Here is a 25,331-nt window from a genome sequence, read left to right as displayed (position 1 = left end):
AAAAAGCTGTATCTTTGTGGCGTGGTTGAAGTTAGGTCAAAAATCGATATCCGGAAGCTGACGCCTGAGCAGCTTCGTGGGCAGCTGGTGTCCATGGGGGAGCAGGCGTTTCGGGCCAAGCAAATTTACGAATGGCTGTGGCAAAAATCGTGTACGGATTTTGACGAGATGAGCAACCTGAGCAAGGCATTGCGCGATAAGCTTAAAGCGCATTTCGACATCAACGCGGTGAATATAGGGCTGGCCCAGCGGAGTGCGGATAGCACGATAAAAAGCAGTTTTGTGCTCCATGATGGCAACATCATTGAGGGGGTGCTGATTCCGGCACCCGACCGGATGACGGCATGTGTGAGTTCGCAGGTGGGGTGTAGCCTGACGTGTAAGTTTTGTGCTACGGGCTATATGGACCGTAAGCGCAACCTCAATGCGGATGAGATATATGATCAGGTGGTATTGATCGCCAAGCAAGCACAGGAAAACTACGGGCAGCCGCTTACGAATATCGTGTATATGGGCATGGGCGAATCGCTGCTCAATTATGCTAATGTGATGGCTTCTGTAGAGCGGATCACCGCGCCCGATGGGTTGAATATGGCGGCAAAGCGCATTACAGTGTCTACCGCAGGCATCGCCAAGATGATCAAGAAACTGGGTGATGATCAGGTGCGGTTCAATTTGGCGCTGTCACTACATGCGGCCAATGACCGTAAGCGCAATGAGATCATGCCTATCAATGAACAGAATTCGTTGGACGCACTGGCGGAGGCACTGAAGTATTTCTACGCAAAGACCAAAAGCCCGGTTACCTATGAATACATCGTATTCAACGGGTTCAATGACGACCTGTCTGACGCGCAGGAACTGGCGGCTTTTTGTAAACACTTGCCGTGTAAGGTGAATATCATTGAATACAACCCGATCGCATTTGCTGATTTTGAGAATGCTTCGGAAGACAAAATAGACCGGTTTGCTGATTTCCTCCGGCAAAGGGGAATCATTACGAATATCCGCAGGAGCAGGGGTAAGGACATCGATGCGGCCTGCGGACAATTGGCCATCAAGGAAACGGCAACCTCGGCAGTTTGATTTGCCTATGCCCATTAAGCGATATCTTCAGGATTTGGTCGCGCTTTTTTTCCCTCAGACCTGCGCGGGCTGTGATGTACCCCTTGTGTATGGCGAGCACCTGATTTGTACGGATTGCTGGTATCACATGCCGTATACCCATGGGCATAAAGATCCGGACAACATCAGTGCGAGGCAGCTTTGGGGGCGGGTGCCGTTGGAGGCCGTTGCTTCGTATGTCTATTTTCGCGACTCCTCTCGCGTGCAGCAGATCATCCATCACTTCAAATACCGGGACTGTCCGGCAATAGGAACCCTCATAGGAGCCAGGTATGGCGAATTGCTCTGCGGGTGGGCGCCGTTCAATGAAGCAGATCTGATCGTGCCGGTACCGCTATATCCGGCAAATCTCCGAAAAAGGGGGTATAACCAAAGTGCTTTTTTTGCCGCGGGACTTTCCCAGTCGATGCAACGGCCGGTCATCGAGCAAGGGTTGGTACGCCATAAGGCCACAGGTAGCCAGACGCGGAAAAACCGCTATGCGCGGTATGAGAATATGGAGGGGGCTTTTGAGCTTCGCGATCCGGAGATGCTGGCCGGAAAACATGTTCTATTGGTGGATGATGTCTTGACCACCGGCGCTACGATAACCGCTTGTGCCTCCGCCCTGTTGGATGGCGGGGTGGCTAAGGTGACGGCCGTGACCATTGCCAAAGCGCTGTAAGGGTTCGTTGGGCTCAGGAATGGTCAATTGGCGGTGTACTGGAGGACACTTGCATCCCTTGCGGAAAATGCTGCACGCCGATGCCGAGATGGCGATTACAATCCCGAAAATGGCCTGAATAATGATGTACCTAACGTGCTTCATGTATTGTTGTTTTGATGTTGGCTTGCTGGTTCAACCCCGTAGGTGTTATGCAACAGGAGGTAGGCGAATATCCCCATCCCGGTACCGACAGCGTCGGCAAACAAGTCCCATGCATCTGCCGAACGGTAGGTGAATATTTTCCATTGCAAGTATTCGGTGAATAAGGCAAATAAAAACGACAATACCGTAATCCGGATGGAAATCAGCCATGAAGGCCTGAAGGTATCATATCTGCGGATGGCGCCATAATACAGCAGTACCGTAAGCACAAAGAAAAAACCGGTATGCACCAATTTGTCAATGCCGGGAAATTTTGGTACATCGTCCGTCGTTTCCGATGGCATGCTGCACAGCACCAACACAATCACTGCCCACAAGATGGCCCAAATATAATGCTTCATATCTTTTTTGCCCACTGTGGAGCGATTATAGTGCCAAATGAAACGACATCGCGTGCGGATGTCGTTTTCGTATGCGCCTTAGGCCATTACCTGTGCTTCGTAATCTGCTGCGGATAACAGGCCTTCGGCGTCTGCCGGATCAGCCAATTTTATCCGCACGAGCCAGCCTGCTCCATAAGGATCTTGGTTGACCAATTCCGGTGAACCGTCTATTAGTTCATTGACGGTCAATACGGTGCCTGTGATGGGCATGAACAGGTCGGATACGGTTTTCACCGCTTCCACGGTACCGAAGACTTCGTTTTGCGCCACTTCGTCACCAACGGTATTGACATCGACAAATACGATATCGCCCAGTTCTCGCTGTGCGAAATCGGTAATGCCAATAACGGCTTCGTCACCTTCGACACGAATCCATTCGTGGTCTTTCGTGTACCTTAAATCTGTAGGAAAAGTCATTCGAATATTTTTTCTCAAAAATAGAATTATATGATGAAACGGCAAAATACCGTTACCTTTATTACATCATGAACAAATACATCAAAAAGCTGTATGCGCTTGCGGACAAGGAGGAGCGGCTGATCGTGGGCCTCATGTCGGGCACCTCGATGGATGGGTTGGATATAGCGGTTTGCCGCATCACCGGAAGCGGGCGGAGCACGGCGTTGGCGATCGTGCACTTCGTCACGAAAACCTATCCAAGCGATTTCCGCAGTCGTGTACGGACTGTTTTTGCTAAACATACGATTGACCAGCAGGTACTTTGCGGGCTTCATGCGTGGATCGGACAGCTGCACGGCACACTGGTGAATGAGGCACTGCGCGAATGGGCGATTCCGCATGATGGTATCGACCTGATTGCCAGCCATGGGCAGACGGTTTTTCATGCACCTCAGTCGCTCACGGGGAATAGCGACTACCCGAATAGTACCCTGCAGATCGGCGATGGCGACCATGTGGCGGTGACGACGGGTATCATGACGGTATCCGATTTCAGGCAGAAACATGTCGCGGCGGGTGGTGAAGGGGCGCCATTGGCGGCGTATGGCGACTACCTCTTGTTTGCCAGCGAAAACCAAACGCGGATCTTGCTGAATATCGGGGGTATAGCCAATTTTACGCTGCTGCCGGCGGCCAGTAGCGGCAACCCCTGTTTCGCTACGGATGTAGGGCCAGGCAATACGTTGATGGATCAGTATATGCAGGCGCAATGGGGTATGGAGCTTGATCGCGATGCGAAGGTGGCAGCGGCGGGCAGGGTCGATGAGCGCCTGCTGGCGGCGTTATTGAGGCATGAATTCTTCGCCCTGCCTTTTCCTAAAACAACGGGACCTGAATTGTTTAACTTGGAATATCTCGCCGATGCTCAGCAGGCCTCAGGAACGGAGGACATCCCGTCAATCGATGTGATGGCTACTTTATGTGCCTTTTCGGCAACGGCGATCGTTGCGGCCATCCAACGGGTGGTCCCTTCGTCCGAAAATACGCAGGTATATGTAAGTGGGGGCGGATTGCACAATCCGCTGTTGATGCATGGCATACGGGATGGCATCGCCGGGATACCTGTATCTTCATTCGAAGCGCTGGGGCTATTGCCTGATGCCAAGGAGGCGGCGTTGTTTGCGGTATTGGCCAACGAGACCATAGCGGGGGACGGTGCCAATGCTGCGGCAATCCTGGACGCTCCGGCAGTGTGTATGGGGAAAATCAGTTTTCCGGAATGACTACTCGTCGCCGAGCGCCTCGTGCAAGAATAGCTTAAAGTCATACATTCGGCGAAACGCCTGTAGCACCTTGTCCAATCCATCGGGACCAGACAAGGCCTCGTCGGGCAATTGTTCGAATGCCGTAAAGCTTTTTAGTTTGATCAGTTCAATATACGGATTATCTTCGTCAAAACCAGCCGGGGGTCTCTTCAGCTTGTCTTGCGTGTCGAGTCGGCAATGGTCTTTGAACGCGGGATTATCCAGCAACTCCAGCAACCGCCGTCCATTGTAGTCGATTTCCTGCCGGATGGCTGTCAAGTGGTCCTTTTCGGGGCGCCAATAACCCCCAGCGGCAAAACTGTTGCCGGGCTGGATGTGCAGGTAATATTCGGGACCGTTGAGCTTGCGTCCAGCGGTGGATATGCCAGCGCCAAGCCAGGTCTTATAGGGTGTCTTGTCTTTGCTGAATCGGGTATCGCGGTATATTCTAAATAGGCACTTGGATACGGGAATGTCTTCCGAAATGTAGCGGTCTGTTTGAGAGAGCCCCCCGATCACAGCGGCGGTAAACCCTTTCATGTTTTCCCAAGCGAGTTCGTATGCTTCGCGATGTGCTTGAAACCACTCCCTGTCGTTATTTTCCTTGATTGCCGCAAGGAAACCGAATGTTTCAGGATGTATGGATGGTTGCATTGCTTGAATTGTTTTTAATTATAACACGATTTTAAGGAAAGCGAATACCGCCGGAGCAGCCAGGAGCAGCCCGTCGAAACGGTCGAGCACGCCCCCATGTCCGGGGAGAATCGCCCCGGAATCTTTCACCTGTTGGCTGCGCTTGAGCATGGATTCGACCAGGTCGCCCATGGTGCCGAAGGTAGAGACGATCAGTGCGGTGCACACCCATTGCCAAGGGGCCAAGAGCGTAAAGTAATGAGCCAGAACCATTGAGGTGACCACAGCCAGCAGCACGCCTCCGGCGAGGCCTTCCCAGGTCTTTTGGGGTGAAATGCGCTCAAAGAGGCGATGCCGCCCCAAGAAACGGCCAACCAGGTACGCTCCGGTATCATTGCCCCAGAGGATGAGCATGAAACCCAACGGGAGCCGGTAGTTATACACCTCTCCGACAAAGCCCATGGAAAAAAACGCAATGAAGGGCATGACCACATACACGAGGCCCAATATGGTGTTGCCAATGCTCATAAACGGTTTCGGTTGTTTTTGATACAGCGCAGCGATAAATACCGCGGCCATCAAGGGGACAGCCAGCAGCAGGTAATCCGCAGACAGCCCTATCAACCGATGGCCGGCATATACCCCAAAAAATAGGAACCCAGCCAACAGCCCGAGTAGTCGGTTTGGTTTGCCGGCCTCGTCCGTAATGATCCGGTAGAATTCATCAAGGCAATAGGTACTGAGTAAAAGGAAAAAAACGGCAAATACATAACCGTTTAGCACGAGCGAGGCCAGTATGACGATAACAAAAAAGAGGGCTGTGATGGTACGTACTTTCATAAACGCTTAGCCTTCGTGGTCTCCCCGTTCGACTTCGGCCATAAGGTCACGGGCCTGGGCTTCGGTCGACTCATGTACGTACAATTCTACCTGTCCGAAGCGGTAGGATGAATCTTGCTTGTTGATGATCACCGAATGCAGGCCGTGTTCCTCAAGCATTTGCTTCGTCATCTCCGCTTGGGCGGGATGGGCCGTGGTCAATAGTTTAACCCAGTGTTTTTCCATCGCGTCGGGTGTTTCCTGTCATAGCAGTTTTGTAATATTGATACAGCAAAACCACAGTAAGCACAAAGCTAATAAAATACAGGTAGTTTGGTATTTGTTCGCCGAAATCCATTTCGTCGAGGGATTTGCCTTGTCTTTGCAGGTAAAACGCCGATACTGTGGCGGCGGCATTGTTCAGGAAATGGGCCAATACCGGAAGCCAGATGTTTTTACCCCAAAACAAGAGGTATCCAAATAGGACGCCCAGCATCAACCGGGGCAGGAACCCATAAAATTGCAGGTGTATGGCGCTGAACACGATAGCGGTAACCCAAATGGCGATATGTGGGTTCCTGAGCCAGCGGGTCAGGATTTGCTGCAGGCAGCCTCGAAAGAGGAATTCTTCGCCGATTGCGGGAATCACCGCCACCACGAGGAGGTTGATAAGCAGCCCGCCATAGGTCTTGTCCGAAAGGAGTTGTTTGGTGAGTTCCTCCAGTTCCGCTTCTTTGGATTTCATCCATTTCTCCAGACCCGAAAAGGCTTCGGGCAGGCGCATCTGCTCGTTGAGCTTGATGGCCTGTTCGAAAATCGGTGCCGAAAAGAACATGATCGCTATGATCATAAACCACAGCATGGGGTTTACTGGGGCCTTAAAGTTGAGATACTTATCGTGTCGTTTTTCCACGACGCCCATCAGCAGTGCGGGCAATATGAACATGCCCATGCTGGACACGGCTTGTACGATTTTGAGGAACGCGGTGTTGGCCCCACTACCGGACAGGAGGTTATCGAGGTTGCCGATGTCCGACGAACTGCTTGTAGCGGCCAAACCGATAAACACGGCGAGGATACCGAATATCATTGCCCCCGCGAGCATCAACGCCAGCAATAAAATTAACGATACAATTGGATGGTTTCCTCCATAGCGCTGGATTCCCGCAGATGGGGCGTTGTGTTCGGTCATGGTGGTCTCGTTATTTTGGCGGTGAAGATACGGATTGCAGCCGACACTCGGAAACACGCCGTTTATGTTGTATATCTATTCGAGATTGATTACATTTGAGTTAACTAACAAAAGGCGATACATGAAGGCCTTACCAATTGTATTCCTGCTTTTAGCAGCTTACCTATTTACAATCAAAAGGGTATTAGGCCAGGAAGAATATATTTTGCCGCCATCCAAACCGCTTACCGTGGTGCCGTTTTCCCTGGCTGCTGAAAGCGTGATTTTAATAAAGGGGATACTGGTCGGCCATCCGGATACCCTTATCTTTATCTTGGATACCGGCAGCAGCGGGATTTCGCTGGATTCGACAACGGCGAGTTTGCTAAACTTGGTGCCTACAGCGTCGGATATCAATATCCGCGGGATTGCAGGCGTACGGAAAGCCGAATTTTTATACGACCGAAAGCTGAAGCTGAATGACCTGATCATCGATAGTCTCGACTTCCACATCAATGACTATGAATTTCTATCGTATGTCTATGGTACGCAGATCGACGGTGTCATCGGCTATTCGCTTTTCAGCCGATATATCCTGAAGGTCGACTATGATGTTGGCGAGATCGTCATCTGCTCGCAGGGTACGCTGAAGTATCCGCGGGGCGGGTACCTGCTCAGGCCGTTCATCCGTACGCTTCCGGTGCAATCAGCACGGATAAGGGACCACCGTAAGATTACCTCGCGCTTCCTTTTTGATATCGGGGCGGGCCTGTCGTTGGTATTATCGCAGGAGTTTGAACAGGATAGCGCGGTTATCCGCAAAAAACGCAAGCGGTTTCCGATAGAAGCCCATGGCGTCGGCGGTAAGCTGGCCATGGAGATGACCTTGGTTAAAGACTTTCGGCTTGGCCCCTACCGCTTTCGTAAAGTGCCGACCATGGTTTTTGAAGACGAGTTCAACGTGACTTCTTATCCGTATTTGGGTGGACTGATCGGCAATCAGATCCTCAAGCGGTTTAATGTGATTTTTAACTATGCAAGGCGCGAAATCTACCTGAAGCCTAACACGCTATATCGCGAGCCTTTTCAGTATTCCTATTCCGGATTGGAGCTGTATTACATCAATGGAACGATCGTGATCGGCTCCATCGTAAAGGGCTCTCCGGCAGATATTGCTGGTCTCAAGGCGGGTGACGTTGTCTTGGCGATAGGCAATAACGCAAACCAGGATTTTGTGCAGTATAAAAAGGCGCTGACAGCGGCAAAAAAGCGATTGAAACTGATTATACGGCGTGATGAAGAGTTGATAGAGATGCACTTGAAGCTGCAGAGTCTGCTATAGTTTGGCCAGCTGTATGCAAAGTACTATCTTAGCTGTTATTAAAAAGGCCACGCCCGTGCAAAAATTGGATATCAGCAGGCAGGAAAAGGAAACATTGGATGAAGCCATTCAGTACTGGCAGGAACAGGATCTGATCGATGAACAATTGGCTAAGCAGCTGAGCGCGTCTTACGAAGCCAAGGGGTTTGACTGGAAGCGATTGGCCCAATATGCTTTTTGGATCGCGCTCTCTTGTGTAGTACTGGCTTTTTTGTCGCTGTTTGCCGACCAGATGGTGCTTCAGTGGATCGAGCGGCTCTACGATACACCCGACACGGTGATCTGTATCTTTTGTTTGGTATCGGCGATCGGATTTTATGCTTGGGGGTTCCGCAATAAACGCAAATATCCGGATAAGGCGTTTAGCAACGAGGCCCTGATGGCGCTTGGCGTCTTTGCCACGGCCACGTTCATCGGCTACCTCGGTAAGATCATCGACAAGGGATCTGGGCATTTCTCGCTGTTATTCCTTGCCTCGGTGGCCATCTATGGCGTATTGTCCGTCAAACTATCGTCCAAACTAATTTGGGTGTTTACGCTGATCAGCTTCGGCGTATGGTTTGCAACGGAGACGGCCTATCACAGCAATTGGGGTTTTCGGTTCTGGGGAATGAACTACCCCTTGCGCTTTACGCTTTTCGGGGCGCTTCTTACGGCTTTTGCTATTTTTTGGCAGCCCCGTATTAAGCCCCTTATGCCCTTCAGGCAGATCAGTTATATCGTCGGGTTGACCTATCTGATGGTGGCGTTGTGGCTGCTGTCGATCTTTGGAAACTACAGCGACATGGACAAATGGTCGCAGGTGCGGCAGTGGCATATTTTCTATTGGGGGGTACTATCAACAGCCGTATCATTGGGTTTAGCGTGGTACGGGCTGAAGCGCCAGGACAATATTGCACGCGAATTCGGCATTGTTTTCCTCGTCATCAACATCTATACCCGATTTTTTGAGTACTTGTGGGACAATGTCAACCGGGCGGTATTTTTCCTATTGCTGGCCGTTTCGTTTTGGTATATCGGCCGGTGGGCAGAGCGGATCTGGAGCGGCAAGGACAAGGATAAAAACAAAGCCTTATAGGTCTGCGCGACGCGCAAACCCACAAGGCCTGAATAGGGTAACAGAACGGGTTACTGTTTTACAAACTGCACGTTTGCGTGTATTTTGACATCGTCGCTGACCACTACTGCGCCAGCTTCTGTAACGGCGCTCCAGGTAAGGCCAAATTCTTTGCGGCTGATCTTGCCCGACACCTCAAAACCTGCTTTGAAATTTCCATAAGGGTCGGTGACGGTACCGCCGAATTCCACGTCGAATTTTACGGGCTTGGTGATTTTGCCAACGGTCAGATCCCCATGCAGTGCGAACGCATCGCCGCCTTTTCCCTCGATCGAGGTAGAGGTAAATGCAATTTGCGGGTGCTCAGCTGCGTTGAAGAAATCAGCCGATTTCAGGTGTTCATCGCGTTGCGCTTGGTTGGTATCGATGCTGGTGGTATCAATGGTGAAATCAACTTTACCGGTAGTAAAATCGTCCTCATTCTCGGTTATGACCGTTCCGTCGAACGAGCGGAAATAACCAGTAACCGTTGTAATGACCAAATGTTTTACCTTGAACGCCACTTCTGAGTGGGTAGGGTCTAATTTCCATGTAGTTGCCATGATCTTGTTTTCCTTTACGTTTATAACGCAAAAATACACATCAATGTTTAAACATGCATTAAAATAGATTAAGTTTTTTGGTAGGAACGATTCACTCAACAAACAGGGCTTCGGGGACGACAAGCCAGTATGCGTAATGGCAATGGTATGTACGTGAAAAGAACAGTCGAACTAGCGGATATCGATGCTGTACGTAATGTTCACACCGCCTGCAGTAAGCATGTCGTGCACCGAGCAGTATTTCTTCACGGCCAATTCAGCCGCTTTTTCGGCCTTGGCTGGGTCAATGTCGCCTTTGAGGTAAAATGAAATGTGAATGCTGGTAAAAATGTGCGGTATGGCTTCCCGTCGCTCGCCTTCTACATCGATGTTGAGTTCATCGATCTGCTGCCGCTGTTTCTTGAGGATATTGACGAAATCCAGTGCACTGCATGAGCCAAGGGCCATCAGCACCAATTCCATGGGGCGCGCACCCAATCCCTCACCGCCGATATCGGGAGATCCATCAATGTGCACCTTCGCATCGGTGGTATTGCTGGCGCCTTCAAAATGTACGGCGTCATTGACTCTGGTTAAGGATATCTTCATCGCTATAATCGTGTTAGCTATTGTCTAATGCTTGTGTAAGGTCATCAATAATATCGGCCACGTCTTCCAGCCCCACTGATATGCGTATGCTTCCGGGTTGTATGCCCAGTTGCTGCCGCTCCTCTTCCGTCAATTTGGAATGTGTGGTGGATGCCGGGTGGGTGGCGATGGTACGCGAATCGCCCAAGTTGGAGGTGATGAGAATCATGTTCAGCGCATCAAGAAAACGTTTGGCCCGTTCGAATCCGCCTTTGATAACGAAGGTGACAATGCCTCCGCCGGCCTTCATCTGCTTTTTTGCCAGCTCGTACTGCGGATGCGAAGGGAGAAACGGATAGCGCACGGTTGCCACTTCGGCGTGGGTTTCCAGCGCTTGGGCTACCTGCAAGGCATTGCTGCAATGCCGGTCCATCCGTAGTCCCAGCGTCTCCAGACTTTTGGAAAGCACCCAGGCATTGAATGGCGACAACGATGGGCCCGTATGGCGGATGAAAAACATCAACTCGTCAATCAAGGCCTTTTTGCCGACGACGACACCGCCCAACACACGGCCTTGGCCGTCCATGTACTTGGTGGCGGAATGACTGACGAGGTCAAATCCATATTGGATTGGCTTTTGCAGGTAGGGTGTGGCGAAACAGTTATCTACATTGAGGATGATGTGGGGATGTTTTTCTTTGAATTTGCCCAGCCATTCTAGGTCTACCAGCTCTAATCCGGGGTTGGAGGGGGTCTCCAAGAAGATCATCCGCGTATTGGGTTGGATGGCTTTTTCCCAATCTTCGGGCTTAGCGGCATCTACATAGGTGGTCGTAATGCCCCAACGCGGGAATAACTTGGTGAACAGCTGATGGGTGGAGCCAAATATTGCCCGGCAGGAAACGACATGATCTCCGCTTTTGAGCAGCGCAGCAAATGAGGCATAGACCGCTGCCATGCCCGATGAAAAAGCCAACCCCGCTTCGGCGCCTTCCATGGCGCATACTTTGCGGATAAACTCCGTGGTATTGGGGTTCGAATATCGAGAATAGACGTTGCCTTCCTCTTCTTCGGCAAAGATCGCGCGGCCCTGTTCGGCGCTGTCGAAGGTGAAGCTGGAAGTGAGGTAAAGCGGTACGGCATGTTCCCGGTATGGAGAGCGGTCTGCTTGCTCCCGGATGGCCTTTGTTTGTTCGTTCATGTCTAATTTTAGTCCGACAAACTTAGCCAATGTTGTGGGGATATGCAAATCCGCGCGGGCAGCCCGTTACCGCTTCCGCTCACGCATTTGTTGATCCAGCGAGTAGGGTCCGGATCCGATGACGAAGAATACGAGCAATAAGATCAGCACGACGATCGAAATCCATAGCTCGGAATTGAGGAATGACAGCCCCCGGGTGATGTTGACGAAAAATACCGCGCCGAACAAAATGGGCAGCTGGAAACCGATCGCTACCCGCGTGAGTAGACCGATGGCGATCAGTATGCCACCCACCAAATGGGAGAATGCGACGTAATGCACGGCGCCCCATGTGTAGATCTGGATGTGCGTCTCTTCAATCAGTCCCCTCAGCGATTCGGTGTTGGTGATGAAGGTTACGCCTTTGAGAAAAATAACGATGCCCACCGCGATGCGGAGTATATCCAGCCACCGTGGATGATGCGCATCGCCCCAATGCTCGATTCGTTCGATGACATTCATATGACCTCCTTTCAGGTTAAATTTGGAAAACTTGTTTATGATAACAAAAAAGCCCGCCCTTTGTTTGAAGAGCAGGCTTGTATCCTATGAAAAGCAGGTAACCCCTTAGGGTGGCGCTATTTTTTGATGTACATTACTTCTTTTACCGCTTTGACGATGCGCTCGATGTTGGGCAGTGCGGCCTGTAAGAGCGTAGGGGCATACGGTAGTGGCACATCGGCTGCTGTAATGCGGACTACGGGCGCATCCAAGTAGTCGAATGCCTCACGTTGCACCTTGTAGGCGATTTCGGAAGATATAGACGCCAATGGCCAGGCTTCCTCTACAATGATCAAGCGGTTGGTCTTTTTGACCGACTGGATAATGGCGTTATAATCGATCGGGCGGACGGTACGCAGGTTGATAAGCTCCGCATCGATGCCTTCCTTGGTCAACTCTTCGACAGCAGGCTGCACCACGCGGGGCAGCATTTTGCCGAACGTCACAATGGTGACATCTTTGCCTTCTTTAACGGTATGTGCCTTGCCCAACTCCAGGTAATATTCTTCTTCGGGCACTTCTCCCTTGTCGCCGTACATCACTTCGGACTCCATGAATATTACGGGATCGGGATCAAGTATCGCTTGTTTCAGCAGGCCTTTGGCATCATAGGGGTTGGCGGGTACGACCACCTTCAGGCCGGGCGTATTGGCGTACCAATTTTCAAAGTTTTGCGAGTGCTGGGCAGCCAGCTGGCCGGCGTTGCCGGTAGGTCCACGGAATACCATGGGGATCGGGAACTGACCCCCGCTCATCGAATACATCTTGGCGGCGGAGTTGATCACCTGATCGATGGCAACCAATGAAAAGTTAAATGTCATAAACTCGATGATGGGTTTCAGGCCATTCATCGCCGCACCGATACCGATGCCGGCAAAGCCAAGCTCGGCGATGGGGGTGTCGATGATGCGTTTCGGACCGAACTCGTCCAACATGCCCTGACTTACTTTATATGCCCCATTGTACTCGGCCACTTCCTCGCCCATCAAAAAGATCTTTTCATCTTTGCGCATTTCTTCACTCATTGCCTCGCGAAGCGCTTCTCGGAATTGTATTTCTCTCATCAGTAAGTATATCGTGTCAAAAATTATAGGACGCAAACCTACTACAAATAATTGATATTTTTGAGCCCCTGCGTGTCAAATTTTTGTGTTTTAGCGGTTGGCTGAACCGGCAAATGCCCCCAACCACCGGTTGAGGTTTTCGATGGCTAAGGGAATCTTCCAGCTTGCTTTATGTCGGCGTTCGACATAATTGGAAATGGCCCGTACCTGTATTGCCGGTATCCCCGACCGGTGGGCCGCATAGCACACCGCTGCGCCTTCCATGCTTTCGGTGTCGGGATTCAGCCGGTTGACGACGGCATCAATACGATGTTGGTTGCCGTGTACCGTGTTGACGGTGATCCCCCGGCACCTGCGCAGCTCGCCCAGTATGGGATGCGCAATAGCGGTTGGGCTATGGAAGGTGTGGTCGGCTAAACCCAGGGTGTCACTGTCCAGGAATTGATCGCCGTCTTCGGCCCCTAGCTCGGCAAGGGTATCTTGCACGATCCACACTACCTCTCCAAGCGGTATTGCTCGGTCGAAACTCCCTGCGATACCGACATTAAGCAACAGATCATAATGATCCGTAGCGAGCTTTTGACCGATGGCGAATGCGGTAGCAACCATGCCGACTCCCGTAATTAAGATATCCATGCCCTGCCGTTGCTGCTCAGGTAACCGGAGAAATGGCCGAATCTCCTCCTGCGTGGCTGCTATGACCAATATGTCCATCTGCTTTTGCCTACGAATGTACACAAAATGAATGGAATTGCTACATTTGACCATGGCTTACCTCCGGTTGCTGCTGTTGCCTCTCTCAGTATTGTATGGCTTGGCCATCTGGATCCGCAATCGGTGCTATGATTGGGGATGGGCCAGGAGTACTGTTTTTGATAAACCGGTGATCGTGGTCGGCAACCTTGCCGTGGGAGGCACCGGAAAAAGCCCGATGATCGAATATTTGCTGCGGATCTTGACCGTGCGGTACCGGGTGGCGACACTGAGCCGTGGCTATGGGCGACAAACGCGTGGTTTTCTGGAGGTGGGCGTAGATGACGTTGCCAGCAAGAGCGGAGACGAACCGCTTCAGTTCAAGCGCAAATTTCCAGACGTTACCGTAGCCGTGGACGAAAACCGCGTCCATGGCGTGGATCAACTGCTTCAGCGCGGCCATGACGTCATCCTATTAGACGATGCTTTCCAGCACCGCGCACTATCCCCGGGTTTAGCCATCCTGCTGTTCGACTACAAGGCCATGGAACAAGCCAGGTGGCTGTTGCCGGCTGGTAATTATCGGGATAGCTTCGGAGAGCGCCGTCGCGCCGACGTAATGGTGGTGACCAAAACGCCTGCCGATGCCACGGATGCTGAAAAGAATCATATTCGCAATGTACTTGCCACGGGAAGGGCAATACCGGTATTATTTGCCGGGATCAGCTACGGCGCGCTCGCGCTGCTGCATGCCAGCGAACAGGATGGGGTTGCTGTGTTGCGGGCGGACCATTCCGTGCTGCTGCTGACAGGTATCGCCAACCCTGCGCCACTATACGATTACCTCCGTCAGCGGGTGAGCGAAGTGGTGCAACTGCGCTATGCAGATCACCACCGATATACCCTGGCCGATATCCGTAAAATCGCCGGCCATTATCATAGCATCAGTAACCCAGCTAAGTTGATCGTTACAACCGAGAAGGACGCACAGCGGCTGCAGGCTCCCGAACTTGCGGACTTGGTTAGGGAATTGCCGATATATACTATTCCGATCCAGGTGCAGTTTGATGAGGAAGATGAAGCGACCCTGAGACAGCGGGTGTTGCGCTATTGCGCCGATACATTGGACATTTGCATATGACAGCCAAGTTGCCTAAGTTTGAGGGATGGCTGATCAACTCCTTACGGTATCTACGGCATTACTGCTGCAATCCATCCGGCAACATCATCCACTGAATGAGGAGGAAGCACGGATAATTCGTTCGTTTTTCAGGCTGGAGTCTTTTAAGCGGAAATCGACATTGCTCCGCGCGGGGGAGACCGCCCACAGGCTATATTTTGTGGTGGCCGGTATTTTGCATATGTATTATGCCGACGAACGTGGACAATTACATTCGTGCAATTTTTTCATGCCGGGTGAACTGGCTACGGATTTGGAAAGCTTTTCGAAACAGGCGCCTGCTGGGAACGCCATCGAGGCGCTTACCCGCGCTGATTGCCTGAGTATCTCATGCAAGGACGCCGTGTTGCTGATGCAGCAGTCGCCGACATTCAACAGGTATGCAATGGGTGTAATAGAGGCCACGGCGATGCAAAATATAAATCGTACCAAAGACTTGCTTAGCTTGCAACCGGAGTCACGTTACCGGAAGTTGATGACCACGCGACCCGACATCATCCGCCAGATACCCCAAAAGTATATCGCCCGCTTTTTAGGGATCAGTCCGGAAAGCCTCAGCCGTATCCGAAACCGGATAGTGACGCAACCTGCCTGACTCCGATTTCTTAACGCACGTCAATCTTTTTGTGCGGGATGTTCATCAGCTTTGCATGAATTAAACGTTGAAGATTATGCATGCCATATTAGGGGCAGGAGGAGCAATAGGAGCTCCGCTCGCCAAAATCCTGAATGAGCACCACGGTAAGCGGGTGCGCATCGTGGGCCGGAAACCAAAAAGGGTGAATGACGATGATGAGCTTTTTGCCGCCGATCTGCTGGATGCCGAATCGGTAAATCGCGCCGTAGCCGGGGTGGCCGTTGCCTACCTGTGTGTGGGACTATCCTATACGTATCAGGTATGGCAGCGCGATTGGCCACGGCTCATGCGGCACGTGATCGATGCCTGCAAGACACACGGCACTAAGCTGGTTTTTGTAGACAATGTGTACATGTACGCTCCGGAGGCATTATCCCACATGACCGAACAATCGGCGATCAGGCCGGTAAGCAAAAAAGGGAAGATTCGGAAACAGGTGGTCGATATGCTGATGACCGAAGTGGCTGGTGGTCGGCTGCAGGCGGTCATTGCCCGTTCGGCCGATTTCTATGGGCCGGGTATCGGCAACAGCATCTTGTTAGAACTGGTTTACAGCAACCTTAAACGGGGAAGATCCGCGATCTGGCAATGTGATGCCCGTAAGGTGCACAGCTTTACGTATACGCCTGATGCGGCCAGGGCAGTTGCTGTATTGGGAAATACGGAGGGGGCATATAACCGGGTGTGGCATTTGCCGACGGCTGACGACAGACTGACGGGCACCGACTGGGTTCGGTTGTTTGCGGCAAAACTGCAGATTAAACCTCGAATATTCGTGCTCAAGCGCTGGATGCTGAAATTGGCTGGCTTGATGGTTCCGCTCATGCGTGAAATAGAAGAGATGAGTTATCAATACCAATCTGACTATTTTTTTGACAGCCGTGATATCGAGCGCACGTTTGGATTAACGGCAACTCCGGTAAGGCAAGCGGTTGAGGAAATTATAGCAGCCGGGGTTGCGAAAACAACCCAAGTTGGCTAAGTTTGTCGGTATGAGCGATACAGAAAAACCACGCTTGGCCATCGACATGGACGAGGTGCTGGCGGATACCCACCACAAATTTTTGACCCTTTACCATCGCGATTATGGAATCTCAATGGACATCTACCAAGCGCCCGGCAAGGAGTTGCATGAAAACCTGCCGGATCACCTCAATGGACAATGGAAGGTCTATGCCAATGAAAAGGGGTTTTTCAGGGATATCCCGCCCATGCTGGACGCTATCGAAACGGTAAAAGCTTTGCAGGCCCGGTATCAGGTGTATGTTGTCTCCGCCGCGATCGAATTTAGAAAGTCATTGGAGGATAAACTCGAATGGTTGGATGAGTATTTTCCGTTTATCCCGTGGACGAATATTCTCTTCACTGGAGAGAAAATAATCGCTGCTGACATCATGATTGACGACCGGGTAAGAAACTTGGCTCACTTCAGCGGCCGTAAATTGCTATTTACCTCCCCGCATAACCTGCTCATCACGGAATATGAACGGGTGAACAGCTGGAAGGAAGTGGCCGACCTGTTGCTTTAGGCAACCTTAAACCATCGCCGTGTTCTGAAGTCTGACTGGATATAATAGACGTAAATTTTCAAGGTTATGAAAACAGGTATCTTAACAGCGATGACATTACTGATGGCCGTTGGACTGTCGGTTGCCCAGCAAGGGGGGCGTGGGGGCTTTGGCACTCCAGAGGAAAATGCCAAGCGCACCACCGAACGGTTGGAGCAGGAATTGAAACTGTCGGCTTCGCAAAAGGACTCGGTGTATGCGTACACCCTTGCTCAAGGGAAAGCCATGCGCGAAGCTTTTCAAAACAGCCAAGATGGCGACAGGCAGCAGCGAATGGGGAAAATGCGCGAACTGCGGGATCAAACGGATCAAAAAATCCTTTCCGTACTGGATGATGAGCAGAAGAAAGCGTATAAAAAGATTGCCGAAGAGCGGGCTGCCCGGATGAGGCAGGGAGGTGGTCGCCGGGGTGGCGGTAGCAACTAAAGGAAAAAGAGCAACCAACAGGGGCGGCCGCTATTGATCGTGGCCGCCCTTGTTGTGTGAGTTAACTAGTTTTCAGTTTTTTCTGGATATCCTGCACGTATGCCTTGAACTTCTTGTCTGTTTCGATTAGGTCCTCTACCGTTTGACAAGCGTAGATAACAGTGGAGTGGTCCCGGCCGCCGAAAAAAGCGCCGATGGACTTTAATGAGGTCTTCGTGTGGTTTTTGGCGAGGTACATCGAAATCTGTCGGGCCTGCACGATCTCCCGTTTCCTCATCTTGGATTTGACCATCTCTACCGGTACTTCGAAATAATCGCACACCAACTTTTGGATGTAATCCATGGAGATTTCCTTGTGTGTGTTTTTAATGAAATTCTTCAACATGGATTTGGCGAGATTGAGGTCAATCTCTTTCTTATTCAGCGTAGCCTGAGCCAGCAAGGAGACCATTGCACCCTCGAGCTCACGCACGCTATTGTCAATTTGATTGGCAACATATTCAATCACATTTTCGGGCAGCTCAATACCGTCGGAATACATTTTCTTTTTGAGGATGGCCATCCGGGTCTCCAGGTCGGGCACCTGCATATCGGCAGAAAGCCCCCATTTGAACCGGCTCAATAAACGCTCTTCCAATCCCGCCAAGTCCTTTGGGGGTTTATCGGAAGTCAGGATGATCTGCTTGCTGGATTGGTGCAGGTGATTGAAGATGTGGAAGAAAATGTCTTGCGTACGCTCTTTGCCGGCAAAATTATGCACATCATCCATGATGATGATGTCCATGGCCTGATAGAAATTGACAAAGTCGTTGATGGTGTTGTTTTTCAGGGAGTCTACAAACTGTTGGCAAAATTTTTCGCACGATACGTAGATGACCAACTTATCCGGCATGTTGCGTTTGATTTCATTGCCAATGGCCTGGGCCAAATGCGTTTTGCCAAGCCCCACGCCACCATAGATCATCAACGGGTTGAAAGAGGTGCCGCCCGGCTTGTTTGCCACGGCGAAACCCGCTGACCGTGCTAACCGGTTACATTCTCCTTCGATGAAATTGTCAAAGGTATAATGCTGGTTTAATTGAGGGTCTACCTGCAATTTTTTGAGACCGGGGATGACAAACGGATTTTTAATGTCCTTGTTGAGCGCCACCGGTATGGGGATGGATTGCTTTTTGGCATCGGCACCGTTGCCACTTGAAGGAATGTTCGTCGTATATGGATTACTTGTAGAAGATTTTTCAACAACAATATTGTATTCCAATCGCCCGTTTTCTCCGAGATGCTTTTTTATGGTCTTGCGCAGTAGACCGACATAGTGTTCCTCCAGCCATTCATAGAAAAACAAACTTGGCACTTGAATAGTCAAAACGTTACCTTCCAACCGTACAGCCTTAACGGGCTCAAACCAGGTCTTATAACTTTGTGCGGGAATGTTGTCTTTAATGATTTGGAGACAGCTATTCCAGACACTCGTGCTCGTTTTTTCCATTCGTTAATTCTTAATAAGTTGATTTACAAATAATGACCGAAAAAATGTTGATAACTTCTTCTTGAAACGAAGATGGCAAAAAAAAATCAGCTAAAAAATTAAAAATTAAAATATCAAATAGCTATATGTAAATCAACAACTTAGATGTATTTTTCTGTAAAAATGACTGGTTAGAAAACGAACGGAAAAAATTCTTAACATCACTTTCAGTCCGTGCTTACGTAAGTTAAAGTTAGTTAAATTTCTGGTAAATTAATCGTTTATTTTCGTGTTAATTTACGGGCAGCGATCCAATCGATGCTGAGTACCGCGATGAGTATGAGTAAACCCATTACTTCCCGCGTTTCTTCTATCCAAGGTTTATCTGCTTTCATGGATTGTACCAGATCTTTGGTTTCATGGTGCTGAAACCAGTCGAGCGCGCCATGCTTGAATATAAGATAGTAAGCAACTAACGCGCCATAAATGACGATGCCGATGAGATAGGCACGGGGAAAATAGCGATTCCGCGCGGCGGCATAGCACAGCCCTGCACCATATAGGTAAATCGGGATCCATAGGTAGGGATCCACATCGTTGTATTGCAAGGCGGCACTCGCCACGAATAGGATACAGCATACAATATTAAAGAGTTTCATAACGATGGTTTATTCTTATAAAGCCAAAGGTAAAAAAATAAAACCTTTTGTCCAGCCGGTTGTTCTCTATGTAAACATGTGCCGGGAGTGCTTGAGCAATCAGGCTGAGATCACATCCCCGAACCTGATCTGGGTAATGCCAGCGCAGGAAAAGCACATATTGTACAGCGAAAGTTGTGCAAAAACCCTATTCTGGCTATGGCTAGAATAGGGTTTTAGTTTATGTTATGCTTCTACCGCTTCGTATGCGCTCAATGGAGGGCAGGCACAGATCAGCATCCGGTCTCCTTGCGAATCGTTGACACGTCCTACGGCAGGCCAAAACTTATGCTCACGCACAAACGGGAGCGGAAAGGCCGCTTGAGAGCGGGGATAAGGCTTATCCCACTCGTCTGCACTCACCATGGTCACGGTATGCGGAGCGCCCTTCAATAGGTTGTTTTGCTTGTCGGACTGGCCGCTTTCAATAGCGGCAATCTCGTTGCGGATGGCGATGAGGGCATCACAAAAGCGGTCGAGCTCGGCTTTGGATTCCGATTCCGTGGGTTCAACCATTAACGTGCCCGCTACCGGAAACGATACGGTGGGTGCGTGGAAGCCGTAGTCCATCAGCCGTTTGGCGATATCGCTCACTTCCACCCCCGCGGCTTTAAACGAACGGCAGTCCAAAATGAGTTCGTGCGCGCAACGTCCATTAGCGCCGGCATACAATACCGGATAATGGTTTTCCAACCGCGTTTTGATATAGTTAGCGTTTAAGATCGCGTATTTCGTAGCATTGGTCAGTCCACCACCGCCCATCATGGCGATATAGGCATGCGATATCAGCAAAATGGATGCTGAGCCCCAAGGTGCGGCGGATATGGCGTTGATGCCCTGTTCGCCGCTGACGCTGACGACCGGGTGGTTAGGCAGAAACGGAACCAAGTGCGCGGCCACGCCGATCGGGCCCATACCGGGGCCGCCCCCACCGTGTGGGATGCAGAATGTTTTGTGCAGGTTGAGGTGGCATACATCGGCTCCAATGAGTCCCGGGCTCGTCAAGCCTACTTGTGCGTTCATGTTGGCCCCATCCATATACACCTGTCCGCCATGGTCATGGATGATATCGCAAATGGCTACGATCGGTTCTTCAAAAACGCCGTGGGTAGAGGGGTAGGTGACCATCAATGCCGAAAGATTGGCGGCGTGCTCCTCGGCTTTCCTGCGGAGGTCAACCACGTCAATGTTGCCGCGTTCGTCGCACCGGACGACGACCACTTTCAGGCCCGCCATGCTGGCCGATGCCGGATTGGTGCCGTGTGCAGACGAAGGGATGAGTACGACATCGCGGTGGTGATCGCCGCGGCTTTCGTGGTAAGCACGGATAACCATCAATCCCGCGTACTCGCCCTGCGCACCCGAATTGGGCTGGAAGCTGACCTTGGCAAATCCGGTGATTTCGCAGAGCCACTGATTCAGCTCGCTGATGACCTGCATGTAGCCGCTGGTCTGATCGGCAGGGGCAAAAGGATGCAGGTTACTAAACTCCGGCCACGTGACGGGAACCATCTCGGTGGTTGCATTGAGCTTCATGGTACATGAGCCCAGCGGGATCATCGAATGGCATAATGATAGGTCCTTGGCTTCCAATGATTTGATATAGCGCAGCATCTCATGCTCTGAATGATAGCTATTGAATACGGGATGCGACAAGTAGGCAGACGTGCGGCGCAATGCCGGTGGTATGGTCGAGGAGACATCGGCAGACAACGCTGCCAAGTCCACATCGTTTATGGTTTTGCCTTTGAGTTTGGCAAAGATGCGGACAAGCACTTCAATATCGCCGTAGGTAGTGGTCTCATCGATGGAGATGCCGGCAATCGATCCGTGATAAAGCAAGTTTACCTCGTTATTGAGCGCTTCGGCGTGAAGTGGACCGGCCAGTTCACCAAGTTCAACACGCAAGGTGTCGAAATAAGTCTCATTGAGCTGTGTATAGCCCAATTGTTGCAGCGCGTGATCCAATAAGGCAGCCAAACCATGTATGCGCTCGGCGATTTGCTGTAGCCCCTTGGGACCATGGTAGGCGGCATAAAAGCCCGCCATAATAGCGAGAAGGGCCTGTGCTGTACAAATATTGGACGAAGCCTTATCCCGACGGATATGCTGTTCGCGCGTCTGCAATGCCATCCGGAGTGCGTAGTCGCCGTTCGAGTCGATCGTCACGCCGATGATGCGGCCTGGAATATTGCGTTTAAAGGTTTCTTTGGTGGCAAAGTAGGCTGCATGCGGGCCACCGAATCCCATCGGGACGCCAAAGCGCTGGGTACTGCCTACCACAACATCGGCTCCCCATTCGCCCGGGGCGGACAGCAATACAAGGCTCATCAGGTCGGCCACGGCGCATATTGAGATGTCGTGTGCGTGCAGGTGTTCGGCAAGGGCGGTATAGTCGGCGATCGAGCCATCCGCCGTGGGGTATTGGAGCAGCACGCCGAAGATGTTATCGGTATCGGGAAGATCATGTAAGTTGCCTACCAATAGCTCAATACCATAAGACAGCGCTCTTGTACGCAATACATCCAGCGTTTGTGGGAAGACAGCCGAAGCCACGAAGTACGTGTTGGCTTCCTTGTTCTTGCGGAGCCCATATTGCATAAACATGGCCTCAGCGGCTGCGGTAGCCTCATCGAGCAAAGAAGCGTTGGCGATTTCCATACCGGTGAGATCGATGACCATGGTCTGGAAATTGAGCAGGGCCTGTAAGCGCCCCTGTGCGATTTCTGCTTGGTAGGGTGTGTACTGGGTATACCAACCCGGGTTTTCAAATACGTTGCGTTGAATGACACCGGGGAGGATCACGTCATAGTACCCTTGCCCGATGTAGGATTTAAAGACCTTATTCTGGTCTGCCACGGTCTTCATCTTGCGCAAGTAGGCCGTTTCCGCCAAGGCGTCGGGGAGTGCCAATGGCTTTGCCGCCCGTATTTGGGCGGGCACGGTTTGGTCGATCAGCTGGTCGAGGCTTTGGACGCCCAAGGCATCCAGCATAGCGGCGGTCTCATCAGGACTTGGTCCAATGTGGCGCTCTTCGAATTTTTCCTGGAAATGTATCTTATTCATGGGGACATTATCGCTATCCGGATGCGGCCATGGTGCTTGTCAGCAAGCAGACGGTAGCTTTTTCGGGTGCAAAGATACAGATTTTAGGACGAGAAATAAAGCGGCTAGAGCTTTTTGGAAATCCGTGGCGGGCAATGCCTGTTTTAACAGGTTGTCATTGTTTCTCCGCTTGCTTTTCGATGATGGATAATAATTTGGCCAAAAGTTTACCGGGCATGCCATTTTGTGTTTGACCACCGGTTGAATGAATGCCCTCCAAGCTGATGCTATGCTTTCTGTTTCCGTCTCGCACGGTAACGGTATACGTAGTTCCATCGTAGCATGCACCGCACTCATTCATGTCCAATGCGGTGAAGTCGCCGGTACTTAATAGCTCTAGAAGTTCTTCATGGTCCGTGGATTCCGTTGCCCATTGCTTCTTCACACCGACTTCGTCATTGCAGCTAGCGTAATGAATCCATAGTGAATGATCCTTGCCTATGGTCAGGCTGTCATTGGGGGCGCACCATCCAACATAGGTGCGTAATGAGATCATGGGTTCATCAAAAGTGAGGCGATCGTTTTTTTTGCAAGCTGATGTAGCGAGGGTTAAAAATAACACCACAAAATGAGGAAGTATCCTTGTTTTCATCGCCTTGGATTTTGGTACTGAAATAGGTAACGGTTGCGCCTCCGGATTCGCTACACGCAATAAAAAAAACGCATGGATCTGCGGCTATTGCGGCCAAGACCCATGCGCTTTTCTAAATTTAACGTTATGCCAATATCCGTACAGGCTCCTCCAGCAGTGACTTGAGCGTTTGTAGGAACGCGGCGCCCGTGGCACCGTCTACCACCCGATGGTCACAGGTGAGGGTCACCTTCATGGTATTGCCCGGAACGATTTGCCCATTTTTTACCACCGGTACCTGCTCGATGCCCCCGATAGCCAGAATGCACGCGTCGGGTGCATTGATAATGGCCGTAAACTCATCGATACCGAACATGCCTAAATTAGAAACGGTAAACGTAGACCCTTCCCAATCCGCAGGCTGCAATTTCTTGTTTTTGGCCCGTTGGGCAAAATCTTTCACTTCCGCCGAAATATGCGAAAGGGATTTACCATCGGCAAACCGGACGACCGGCACCAGCAAGCCATCTTCTACGGCTACAGCCACACCGACGTTTACATGCTCATTGTACCGGATTTTGTCGCCCTGCCAGGAGGCGTTGACAGCCGGATGCTGTTTCAGCGCGACTGCAGCAGCTTTGATTACGAGGTCGTTGAACGACACTTTTACGGGAGCCACCTCGTTGATCTTGGTTCTTGCCTGAATGGCGCTGTCCATGTCAATCTTGATGGTGAGGTAAAAATGCGGAACAAGAAAGGATTCGGAAAGCCTACGGCTGATGGTCTTCCGCATTTGGGTGACCGGTTTCTCGGTGTAGCGCTCCTCTCCTACGAATTGCGGGATGCTGACCGTCGTGGCTGCCGGTGCTTGGGCAGGGGCCGCAGGGGCTGCTTCGGAGATTGCCGGTTTAGCTGATGGGGTGTACGACTCGACATCCTTTTTGATGATCCGACCGCCATCGCCTGTACCCTTGACTTCACCGAGGCTAACTCCTTTATCCTTTGCAATCTTGCGTGCCAAGGGGGAGGCCTTTACCCGTGAATCGTCCGATGCGCTGGCGGGCGCTTCGCTTGCAACGGGTTGCGCAGGTTTGGCTGCTGTCGATTCCGCTGGAGCTGTTTCTGTCGGCTTCTCGGCCTTTTGGGTCTTTCCTGAAGGCTGTTTGAGCAACGGCGCTACATCGGTACCTTCCTTGCCTACAATCGCAATAATATCATTTACTTTGGCCGCCTGACCCTTTTCTACACCGATGTACAATAGGGTGCCTTCGGCATAGGCGGTTACTTCCATGGTTGCTTTGTCGGTTTCCACGTCGGCGATGACGTCATCGCTTTTGATGGCATCACCCACCTTGAAATGCCATTCCGCAATAACCCCTTCGGTCATGGTGTCGCTCAATAAGGGCATCGTAATGACCGTAGCGCCCAAGGATTCGGCTGTTACTTCCTCACCGGCATCCGCCGGTGCTTCATTACCGCTGTCTTCAGTAGCCTTATCGGTTTCCGGATCAGGTTTTTCTTCTTTTTTGGCTTCGCCCTCTTTTTTGGTTTCGCCGGCGCCATCGCTTTTCAGCAAAGCCTGATAATCCTCTCCTGCTTCGCCCAATACCGCGATAACGGCATCCACCGGTACCGCTTCTCCTTCTTTCGGACCGATATATAGTAATGTTCCCTCTTGGTACGATTCGAAGTCCATGGTAGCTTTATCCGTTTCGACTTCTGCTATCAAATCGCCTGAACTGACTTTGTCGCCTACTTTTTTGTGCCACTTTGCGATCACCCCTTCGGTCATGGTGTCGCTCATTTTGGGCATTTTTACTACTTCAGCCATGTTATATTGCGGTTAATCCTTTTTTTTAACGTTACTTAGC

Annotated in this window: 27 protein-coding genes and 1 riboswitch; of the genes, 10 read left to right on the top strand and 17 right to left on the bottom strand. The window is 51.1% G+C overall.

Translation table 11 applies throughout. The features are described from left to right. The first annotated feature begins 21 nt into the window (after positions 1 to 21). Complete coding sequence (rlmN, locus tag ACMGDE_RS04325) at positions 22 to 1,086, top strand: dual-specificity RNA methyltransferase RlmN (RefSeq protein ID WP_436831530.1); 1,065 nt, start codon at positions 22 to 24, stop codon at positions 1,084 to 1,086. Between the two features lie 7 nt (positions 1,087 to 1,093). Further along, complete coding sequence (locus ACMGDE_RS04320) at positions 1,094 to 1,789, top strand: ComF family protein (protein ID WP_436831529.1); 696 nt, start codon at positions 1,094 to 1,096, stop codon at positions 1,787 to 1,789. 140 nt (positions 1,790 to 1,929) lie between these two features. On the opposite strand, the gene ACMGDE_RS04315 is transcribed toward ACMGDE_RS04320, so the two are convergent. Then, positions 1,930 to 2,334, bottom strand: coding sequence for a VanZ family protein (locus ACMGDE_RS04315; protein ID WP_436831528.1), 405 nt, complete (start codon positions 2,332 to 2,334; stop codon positions 1,930 to 1,932). Between the two features lie 78 nt (positions 2,335 to 2,412). Continuing rightward, positions 2,413 to 2,793, bottom strand: a complete 381-nt coding sequence (gcvH, locus tag ACMGDE_RS04310; RefSeq protein ID WP_436831527.1) for a glycine cleavage system protein GcvH — start codon at positions 2,791 to 2,793, stop codon at positions 2,413 to 2,415. Between the two features lie 68 nt (positions 2,794 to 2,861). On the opposite strand from gcvH, the gene ACMGDE_RS04305 reads away from it, so the two are divergent. After that, positions 2,862 to 4,058, top strand: a complete 1,197-nt coding sequence (locus tag ACMGDE_RS04305; RefSeq protein WP_436831526.1) for an anhydro-N-acetylmuramic acid kinase — start codon at positions 2,862 to 2,864, stop codon at positions 4,056 to 4,058. Here the strand turns inward: ACMGDE_RS04305 and ACMGDE_RS04300 are convergent, their stop codons facing one another. The 4 genes from ACMGDE_RS04300 to ACMGDE_RS04285 are packed head-to-tail and all read right to left on the bottom strand — an operon-like array spanning position 4,059 to position 6,723. After that, positions 4,059 to 4,733, bottom strand: coding sequence for a DUF2461 domain-containing protein (locus ACMGDE_RS04300; protein ID WP_436831525.1), 675 nt, complete (start codon positions 4,731 to 4,733; stop codon positions 4,059 to 4,061). Positions 4,734 to 4,751: 18 nt separating this feature from the next. Further along, complete coding sequence (locus ACMGDE_RS04295; RefSeq protein WP_436831524.1) at positions 4,752 to 5,552, bottom strand: phosphatidate cytidylyltransferase; 801 nt, start codon at positions 5,550 to 5,552, stop codon at positions 4,752 to 4,754. A 6-nt stretch (positions 5,553 to 5,558) separates the two neighbouring features. Next, a complete protein-coding gene (locus ACMGDE_RS04290; protein WP_436831523.1) occupies positions 5,559 to 5,777 on the bottom strand; it encodes a putative signal transducing protein in 219 nt (72 codons plus the stop codon). Continuing rightward, positions 5,758 to 6,723: a CPBP family intramembrane glutamic endopeptidase gene (locus ACMGDE_RS04285; RefSeq protein ID WP_436831522.1), complete on the bottom strand. Its 966-nt coding sequence runs from the start codon at positions 6,721 to 6,723 to the stop codon at positions 5,758 to 5,760. Before ACMGDE_RS04285 ends, ACMGDE_RS04290 begins: the two co-directional genes overlap by 20 nt. 121 nt (positions 6,724 to 6,844) lie before the next feature. On the opposite strand from ACMGDE_RS04285, the gene ACMGDE_RS04280 reads away from it, so the two are divergent. Next, a complete protein-coding gene (locus ACMGDE_RS04280; RefSeq protein ID WP_436831521.1) occupies positions 6,845 to 8,044 on the top strand; it encodes an aspartyl protease family protein in 1,200 nt (399 codons plus the stop codon). A gap of 13 nt (positions 8,045 to 8,057) precedes the next feature. Beyond that, positions 8,058 to 9,161: a DUF2157 domain-containing protein gene (locus tag ACMGDE_RS04275; RefSeq protein ID WP_436831520.1), complete on the top strand. Its 1,104-nt coding sequence runs from the start codon at positions 8,058 to 8,060 to the stop codon at positions 9,159 to 9,161. Between the two features lie 50 nt (positions 9,162 to 9,211). Here ACMGDE_RS04275 and ACMGDE_RS04270 read toward each other — a convergent pair whose 3' ends face one another. The 6 genes from ACMGDE_RS04270 to mqnB form a co-directional block, all read right to left on the bottom strand. Then, positions 9,212 to 9,742, bottom strand: a complete 531-nt coding sequence (locus ACMGDE_RS04270) for a YceI family protein (RefSeq protein WP_436831519.1) — start codon at positions 9,740 to 9,742, stop codon at positions 9,212 to 9,214. Positions 9,743 to 9,913: 171 nt separating this feature from the next. After that, complete coding sequence (locus ACMGDE_RS04265; protein WP_436831518.1) at positions 9,914 to 10,330, bottom strand: OsmC family protein; 417 nt, start codon at positions 10,328 to 10,330, stop codon at positions 9,914 to 9,916. 13 nt (positions 10,331 to 10,343) lie between these two features. Continuing rightward, positions 10,344 to 11,510 carry a trans-sulfuration enzyme family protein gene (locus ACMGDE_RS04260; RefSeq protein WP_436831517.1) on the bottom strand — a complete coding sequence of 389 codons (1,167 nt, stop codon included), beginning with the start codon at positions 11,508 to 11,510 and terminating at the stop codon, positions 10,344 to 10,346. A 66-nt stretch (positions 11,511 to 11,576) separates the two neighbouring features. Continuing rightward, positions 11,577 to 12,011 carry a DoxX family protein gene (locus ACMGDE_RS04255; RefSeq protein WP_436831516.1) on the bottom strand — a complete coding sequence of 145 codons (435 nt, stop codon included), beginning with the start codon at positions 12,009 to 12,011 and terminating at the stop codon, positions 11,577 to 11,579. Between the two features lie 116 nt (positions 12,012 to 12,127). Continuing rightward, positions 12,128 to 13,114, bottom strand: a complete 987-nt coding sequence (locus ACMGDE_RS04250; protein WP_436831515.1) for a pyruvate dehydrogenase complex E1 component subunit beta — start codon at positions 13,112 to 13,114, stop codon at positions 12,128 to 12,130. A gap of 90 nt (positions 13,115 to 13,204) precedes the next feature. After that, positions 13,205 to 13,828, bottom strand: coding sequence for a futalosine hydrolase (gene mqnB / locus ACMGDE_RS04245; protein ID WP_436831514.1), 624 nt, complete (start codon positions 13,826 to 13,828; stop codon positions 13,205 to 13,207). Between the two features lie 31 nt (positions 13,829 to 13,859). On the opposite strand from mqnB, the gene lpxK reads away from it, so the two are divergent. The 5 genes from lpxK to ACMGDE_RS04220 all read left to right on the top strand — a co-directional run bounded on the left by lpxK (position 13,860) and on the right by ACMGDE_RS04220 (position 17,618). Further along, positions 13,860 to 14,948 (top strand): tetraacyldisaccharide 4'-kinase, encoded by a 1,089-nt coding sequence (lpxK, locus tag ACMGDE_RS04240; RefSeq protein WP_436831513.1) that lies wholly within the window; start codon positions 13,860 to 13,862, stop codon positions 14,946 to 14,948. A 25-nt stretch (positions 14,949 to 14,973) separates the two neighbouring features. Beyond that, positions 14,974 to 15,582, top strand: a complete 609-nt coding sequence (locus tag ACMGDE_RS04235; RefSeq protein ID WP_436831512.1) for a Crp/Fnr family transcriptional regulator — start codon at positions 14,974 to 14,976, stop codon at positions 15,580 to 15,582. A 76-nt stretch (positions 15,583 to 15,658) separates the two neighbouring features. Beyond that, positions 15,659 to 16,606 carry an NAD-dependent epimerase/dehydratase family protein gene (locus tag ACMGDE_RS04230; RefSeq protein WP_436831511.1) on the top strand — a complete coding sequence of 316 codons (948 nt, stop codon included), beginning with the start codon at positions 15,659 to 15,661 and terminating at the stop codon, positions 16,604 to 16,606. A gap of 10 nt (positions 16,607 to 16,616) precedes the next feature. Further along, positions 16,617 to 17,153 (top strand): 5' nucleotidase, NT5C type, encoded by a 537-nt coding sequence (locus ACMGDE_RS04225; RefSeq protein ID WP_436831510.1) that lies wholly within the window; start codon positions 16,617 to 16,619, stop codon positions 17,151 to 17,153. 66 nt (positions 17,154 to 17,219) lie between these two features. Continuing rightward, positions 17,220 to 17,618 carry a DUF4890 domain-containing protein gene (locus ACMGDE_RS04220; protein WP_436831509.1) on the top strand — a complete coding sequence of 133 codons (399 nt, stop codon included), beginning with the start codon at positions 17,220 to 17,222 and terminating at the stop codon, positions 17,616 to 17,618. Positions 17,619 to 17,679: 61 nt separating this feature from the next. On the opposite strand, the gene dnaA is transcribed toward ACMGDE_RS04220, so the two are convergent. The 5 genes from dnaA to ACMGDE_RS04195 all read right to left on the bottom strand — a co-directional run bounded on the left by dnaA (position 17,680) and on the right by ACMGDE_RS04195 (position 25,291). Further along, positions 17,680 to 19,107: a chromosomal replication initiator protein DnaA gene (gene dnaA / locus ACMGDE_RS04215; protein ID WP_436831508.1), complete on the bottom strand. Its 1,428-nt coding sequence runs from the start codon at positions 19,105 to 19,107 to the stop codon at positions 17,680 to 17,682. Between the two features lie 260 nt (positions 19,108 to 19,367). Then, positions 19,368 to 19,745: a transmembrane 220 family protein gene (locus tag ACMGDE_RS04210; protein WP_436831507.1), complete on the bottom strand. Its 378-nt coding sequence runs from the start codon at positions 19,743 to 19,745 to the stop codon at positions 19,368 to 19,370. Between the two features lie 73 nt (positions 19,746 to 19,818). Beyond that, a riboswitch (TPP riboswitch) is annotated at positions 19,819 to 19,914 on the top strand. 56 nt (positions 19,915 to 19,970) lie between these two features. Next, positions 19,971 to 22,850: an aminomethyl-transferring glycine dehydrogenase gene (gene gcvP, locus ACMGDE_RS04205; RefSeq protein ID WP_436831506.1), complete on the bottom strand. Its 2,880-nt coding sequence runs from the start codon at positions 22,848 to 22,850 to the stop codon at positions 19,971 to 19,973. Positions 22,851 to 23,004: 154 nt separating this feature from the next. Continuing rightward, the gene (locus ACMGDE_RS04200) at positions 23,005 to 23,481 is read right to left on the bottom strand and encodes a hypothetical protein (RefSeq protein WP_436831505.1); all 477 of its coding nucleotides are present in this window, start codon (positions 23,479 to 23,481) and stop codon (positions 23,005 to 23,007) included. A 124-nt stretch (positions 23,482 to 23,605) separates the two neighbouring features. After that, the gene (locus ACMGDE_RS04195; protein WP_436831504.1) at positions 23,606 to 25,291 is read right to left on the bottom strand and encodes a pyruvate dehydrogenase complex dihydrolipoamide acetyltransferase; all 1,686 of its coding nucleotides are present in this window, start codon (positions 25,289 to 25,291) and stop codon (positions 23,606 to 23,608) included. Positions 25,292 to 25,331 lie beyond the last annotated feature (40 nt).

This window comes from Parapedobacter brassicae (assembly GCF_051400755.1).
Classification (GTDB): domain Bacteria; phylum Bacteroidota; class Bacteroidia; order Sphingobacteriales; family Sphingobacteriaceae; genus Parapedobacter.
The sequence above is the reverse complement of the archived record's forward strand: the minus strand, read 5'-3'. Positions and strand labels throughout refer to the sequence as shown.

Excerpts from the sequence above, each read along its gene's own strand:
- ACMGDE_RS04320 (WP_436831529.1), top strand. The coding sequence starts at position 1,094 with ATGCCCATTAAGCGATATCTTCAGGATTTGGTCGCGCTTTTTTTCCCT.
- ACMGDE_RS04315 (WP_436831528.1), bottom strand. The coding sequence starts at position 2,334 with ATGAAGCATTATATTTGGGCCATCTTGTGGGCAGTGATTGTGTTGGTG.
- gcvH (WP_436831527.1), bottom strand. The coding sequence starts at position 2,793 with ATGACTTTTCCTACAGATTTAAGGTACACGAAAGACCACGAATGGATT.
- ACMGDE_RS04305 (WP_436831526.1), top strand. The coding sequence starts at position 2,862 with ATGAACAAATACATCAAAAAGCTGTATGCGCTTGCGGACAAGGAGGAG.
- ACMGDE_RS04300 (WP_436831525.1), bottom strand. The coding sequence starts at position 4,733 with ATGCAACCATCCATACATCCTGAAACATTCGGTTTCCTTGCGGCAATC.
- ACMGDE_RS04295 (WP_436831524.1), bottom strand. The coding sequence starts at position 5,552 with ATGAAAGTACGTACCATCACAGCCCTCTTTTTTGTTATCGTCATACTG.
- ACMGDE_RS04290 (WP_436831523.1), bottom strand. The coding sequence starts at position 5,777 with ATGGAAAAACACTGGGTTAAACTATTGACCACGGCCCATCCCGCCCAA.
- ACMGDE_RS04285 (WP_436831522.1), bottom strand. The coding sequence starts at position 6,723 with ATGACCGAACACAACGCCCCATCTGCGGGAATCCAGCGCTATGGAGGA.
- ACMGDE_RS04280 (WP_436831521.1), top strand. The coding sequence starts at position 6,845 with ATGAAGGCCTTACCAATTGTATTCCTGCTTTTAGCAGCTTACCTATTT.
- ACMGDE_RS04275 (WP_436831520.1), top strand. The coding sequence starts at position 8,058 with ATGCAAAGTACTATCTTAGCTGTTATTAAAAAGGCCACGCCCGTGCAA.
- ACMGDE_RS04270 (WP_436831519.1), bottom strand. The coding sequence starts at position 9,742 with ATGGCAACTACATGGAAATTAGACCCTACCCACTCAGAAGTGGCGTTC.
- ACMGDE_RS04265 (WP_436831518.1), bottom strand. The coding sequence starts at position 10,330 with ATGAAGATATCCTTAACCAGAGTCAATGACGCCGTACATTTTGAAGGC.
- ACMGDE_RS04260 (WP_436831517.1), bottom strand. The coding sequence starts at position 11,510 with ATGAACGAACAAACAAAGGCCATCCGGGAGCAAGCAGACCGCTCTCCA.
- ACMGDE_RS04255 (WP_436831516.1), bottom strand. The coding sequence starts at position 12,011 with ATGAATGTCATCGAACGAATCGAGCATTGGGGCGATGCGCATCATCCA.
- ACMGDE_RS04250 (WP_436831515.1), bottom strand. The coding sequence starts at position 13,114 with ATGAGAGAAATACAATTCCGAGAAGCGCTTCGCGAGGCAATGAGTGAA.
- mqnB (WP_436831514.1), bottom strand. The coding sequence starts at position 13,828 with ATGGACATATTGGTCATAGCAGCCACGCAGGAGGAGATTCGGCCATTT.
- lpxK (WP_436831513.1), top strand. The coding sequence starts at position 13,860 with ATGGAATTGCTACATTTGACCATGGCTTACCTCCGGTTGCTGCTGTTG.
- ACMGDE_RS04235 (WP_436831512.1), top strand. The coding sequence starts at position 14,974 with ATGGCTGATCAACTCCTTACGGTATCTACGGCATTACTGCTGCAATCC.
- ACMGDE_RS04230 (WP_436831511.1), top strand. The coding sequence starts at position 15,659 with ATGCATGCCATATTAGGGGCAGGAGGAGCAATAGGAGCTCCGCTCGCC.
- ACMGDE_RS04225 (WP_436831510.1), top strand. The coding sequence starts at position 16,617 with ATGAGCGATACAGAAAAACCACGCTTGGCCATCGACATGGACGAGGTG.
- ACMGDE_RS04220 (WP_436831509.1), top strand. The coding sequence starts at position 17,220 with ATGAAAACAGGTATCTTAACAGCGATGACATTACTGATGGCCGTTGGA.
- dnaA (WP_436831508.1), bottom strand. The coding sequence starts at position 19,107 with ATGGAAAAAACGAGCACGAGTGTCTGGAATAGCTGTCTCCAAATCATT.
- ACMGDE_RS04210 (WP_436831507.1), bottom strand. The coding sequence starts at position 19,745 with ATGAAACTCTTTAATATTGTATGCTGTATCCTATTCGTGGCGAGTGCC.
- gcvP (WP_436831506.1), bottom strand. The coding sequence starts at position 22,850 with ATGAATAAGATACATTTCCAGGAAAAATTCGAAGAGCGCCACATTGGA.
- ACMGDE_RS04200 (WP_436831505.1), bottom strand. The coding sequence starts at position 23,481 with ATGAAAACAAGGATACTTCCTCATTTTGTGGTGTTATTTTTAACCCTC.
- ACMGDE_RS04195 (WP_436831504.1), bottom strand. The coding sequence starts at position 25,291 with ATGGCTGAAGTAGTAAAAATGCCCAAAATGAGCGACACCATGACCGAA.